Genomic DNA, 3480 nt, shown 5'->3' with positions numbered 1-3480 from the left:
GTGTCCTCGCCCAGCACGATCCGCTCGGTCACCTGCAGGCGTCGCGCCTGCCGCATCGAGGGCACGCCGACGTCGGTCAGGGCGACGCGCGGGCCGCCCAGGATCACGGGGGCGACGTAGGCGAGGACCCGATCGGCGTACCCGGCGGCGAGGAACGCGCTCGCGAGCGTGGGGCCCCCCTCGACGAACACGCGGTGCAGACCGTGCTCCCACAGGTCGGCGAGCACGAACTCGAGGTCGTGCGTGTCGTAGAACAGCGGCTCCTGCGGGTGCGAGCGCACGGCCGCGTCGGCGGGCGTCTCGCGCGCGCCGATCACCACGGGCACGGGCTGCTCCGCGTGCAGCACGTCGCCGTCGCGTGCGGTCAGAGCGGGGTCGTCGGCGAGTACGGTGCCCGTCCCGACGACGATCGCGTCGGTCCGTGCGCGTCTGGCGTGCACGTCGGCTCGCGCCTGGGGTCCCGTGATCCACTTGCTCGTGCCGTCTGCCGCGGCTGCCCGGCCGTCCAGGCTCTGCGCCCACTTCACGGTGACGTGCGGGCGTCCGAGGCGCGTGGCGGTGAGCCAGGGCTCGATCAGCGCGAGCGCCTCGTCGCGCAGCACGCCGCTTTCCACGTCGACGCCTGCCGCACGCAAACGGGCGGCACCGCCGCCCGAGATCTCGCCCGGGTCGTCGAGCGCGTACACGACGCGCGCGACGCCCGCACGGATCAGCGCCTCGGCGCAAGGGCCGGTGCGGCCGGTGTGGTTGCACGGCTCGAGCGTGACGATCGCGGTCGTGCCCCGCGCGCCGCCCTCCGGCAGCTGCGACAGCGCATCGACCTCGGCATGGGCCGTGCCGGCTCCGCGGTGCCAGCCCTCGGCGAGGACCTCTCCGGACGGGGACAGGATGACCGCGCCGACCTGCGGGTTGCGGCTGCGGGGTCCGTGCAGCGCGAGCTCCAGGGCGCGGCGCATCGCGCGCTCCTCCGCGGGGCTATGCGCCATCCGACCCTCCTCGATCAAGCCGGGGTGATCGCGGACAGGCCGCGCGGGCGCCGCCATCCGAGGATCGCCGAGCGTCCCGTGCTGCCTCCCATCCGGACTCGTGCGGCTCTCGCCGCACATCACCGTCGGTTCCGGAATTCCACCGGATCGGCCTGGCGCTTCTGGCGCTTCGGCTCGCGGACTGTCACCGCCGGTTCGGATTCCCACCGACCCCGGAGCACGTGTGCTGCACTCAGATTATCCGAACGCGCAGACGCGCGATCCATTCCCGTCATCGCCGTTCACGCGAGGGTCCTCCGACCGCGCACGGCACGGATCCGGATCCGTCACTTCAGCAGGCGGGACAGGCGGCGGTCGGCGAGCACCTTGCCGCCCGTCTGGCACGTGGGGCAGTACTCGAAGCTGCGGTCGGCGAGGAACACGCTGCGCACGGTGTCACCGCACACGGGGCACGCCTCACCCGCGCGGGCGTGCACGCTCATGCCGCGGCGCTTGGCGTCCTTGAGTTCGGCGGGCGGGCGCCCGCGAGCGGCGGCGACCGCCTCGGTCAGCGTGTCGCGCATTGCCGCGTAGAGCCGGTCGACGTCGTCGTCGCCGAGGTTCGCCGCCAGCGCATAGGGCGACATGCGCGCGGCGTGCAGGATCTCATCCGAGTACGCGTTGCCGATGCCCGCCACGGTCTGCTGGTCGCGCAGCACGCCCTTGATCTGCGTGCGGCGCCCGGAGAGCAGACCGGCGAGGGTCTCGCGGGTGAACGTCTCGTCCAGGGGGTCCGGTCCGAGCCGGGCGATGCCGGGCACCTCCGCCGGATCGCGCACGACGTAGACGGCGAGCGACTTCTTGGTTCCGGCCTCGGTGAGATCGAACCCCGAGCCGTCGCCGAAGCCGATGCGCAGCGCGATGGGGGAGCGGCCGGGCTTGATCACGGTGGCAGGCAGCGCCTCGTGCCAGCGCAGCCAGCCCGCCTTCGCGAGGTGGAACACCAGGTGCAGGTCGCCCGCGGTGATGTCCACGAACTTGCCGTGGCGCTCGACACCGGTGACCGACCTGCCCACCAGCTCGTCGAGGCGCGGGTCGAAGGTCTTCAGCGCGGCGATCGATGTGAGCCGGGCCTGCGTGAGCTCCAGGCCGGCCGCCCGTCCGCGCAGGAACTCGACCAGCCCCTCCACCTCGGGCATCTCGGGCATGCCGCCATCCTGCCCCGGCGCGCGCGAGGAAGGCAATCCGGTGCACAACGGCCGCGGCCTTCGATAACCGTGACGTTTCTGCCTTCCCTGTGCGGGAGGCTATGCGTCGGTTGCGCTCGTCCTCAGCCGAGACGCTGGGCCGTGTTGTTCACATCCGCGCCGTCCCGCCGATCCGTCGACCGTCGGGATCGGCACGGTGAGGTGCATGTCCGTGAATCCGAACGTCACGATCCCCTGCTCCCTCTCGTTCCAGGACCTGCGGCGAGTCGGCCTGACGCGCGCGGAAATCGAGCAGTCGATCGCCGCCGGCGCCATAGTCCGGGCGAGGCGTGGCGTCTATGTGAGGGCGGACGCTTCACCCGCCGTCCCCCGAGAAGCCGCGGCGGTGGGCGGACGGCTCGACTGCGTCTCTGCGATGCGGGAGATGGGTGTCTTCGTGCTGGAACGCTCGGGACTGCACATTCAGGTCGCTCGAAACCGCAAGCATCTGCGTATCCCGCCGTCGGGCCGCGTTCGTGTGGGGACGCGCTGGGAGAAGGTCTGTGTCCATTGGCGGGATGACGAGGCACAGGAGGAGCATCTGATCGCCTCGCCGGTGCTCGCGCTCGCGCAGGCCGTTCGGTGCCAGACTGTGCGCGCCGCGGTCGCGACGATCGACAGCGCACTGCATGTCGGAGTCATTCATGAACATGACCTCGGCGACCTCTTCGCACGGCTTCCCCGACGCTTCCGGCGGTTGCGTCGGCTGGTGGACGGCAGAGCGGAATCGGGAGCGGAGACGCTCGCGCGATTGCTGATGCGCGCGTTCGGAAGGCGCGTCGAGGTGCAGAAGGTCATAGACGGTGTGGGGCGGGTGGATCTGGTCGTCGATGGGTGGCTGGTGATCGAATGCGACAGCCGCGAGTTCCACGGCGGCTGGGAGCGGCAGGAGGCCGACCGTCTCAGAGATCTGAAGCTCGCGGCACTCGGCTACGCCACCATCCGTCCGACCGCACGCATGATCTTCGACGAACCGGAGATCCTCATCCGCGCTGTGCAGGGCCTTCTCGTCACCCGATGAGCACAGGGAAGGCGAGACGGGTGAGCCTCAGCCTGGGGGAGTGCGGACGGCCGATTCTGCCTTCTTCATGCGGAGAGAACCGCGCCGACGGGCGGGACGAACCGACCCGGGCGGACGGGCCGCGTCAGACGGCCCAGGACTGCCGGGTGCGGGAGTCGGTGGCGAGCAGGCCGGCGATCCAGCCGTCGACGCGCTCGCCGCGGTGCGCGAGACCCTTCCTGCGCACGCCTTCGAGCCGGAAGCCGAG

The 3480-nt window shown here is 71.4% G+C and carries 3 protein-coding genes; 1 reads left to right on the top strand and 2 read right to left on the bottom strand.

The window, feature by feature from the left end; genetic code table 11:
• Positions 1-986, bottom strand: a 986-nt coding sequence (gene ribD, locus RIF89_RS12450) for a bifunctional diaminohydroxyphosphoribosylaminopyrimidine deaminase/5-amino-6-(5-phosphoribosylamino)uracil reductase RibD (RefSeq protein ID WP_309069425.1), incomplete at its 3' end; no start/stop codon positions are given.
• Positions 987-1312: 326 nt separating this feature from the next.
• Positions 1313-2173 (bottom strand): DNA-formamidopyrimidine glycosylase family protein, encoded by an 861-nt coding sequence (locus RIF89_RS12445; RefSeq protein WP_309069424.1) that lies wholly within the window; start codon positions 2171-2173, stop codon positions 1313-1315.
• A gap of 211 nt (positions 2174-2384) precedes the next feature.
• Here RIF89_RS12445 and RIF89_RS12440 point away from each other — a divergent pair, with 211 nt between their 5' ends.
• Positions 2385-3233 carry a hypothetical protein gene (locus RIF89_RS12440; protein ID WP_309069423.1) on the top strand — a complete coding sequence of 283 codons (849 nt, stop codon included), beginning with the start codon at positions 2385-2387 and terminating at the stop codon, positions 3231-3233.
• Positions 3234-3480: the final 247 nt, after the last annotated feature.

Origin of the sequence: Microbacterium sp. (assembly GCF_031178525.1) — a bacterium.
Classification (GTDB): Bacteria; Actinomycetota; Actinomycetes; order Actinomycetales; family Microbacteriaceae; genus Microbacterium.
The sequence above is the reverse complement of the archived record's forward strand: the minus strand, read 5'-3'. Positions and strand labels throughout refer to the sequence as shown.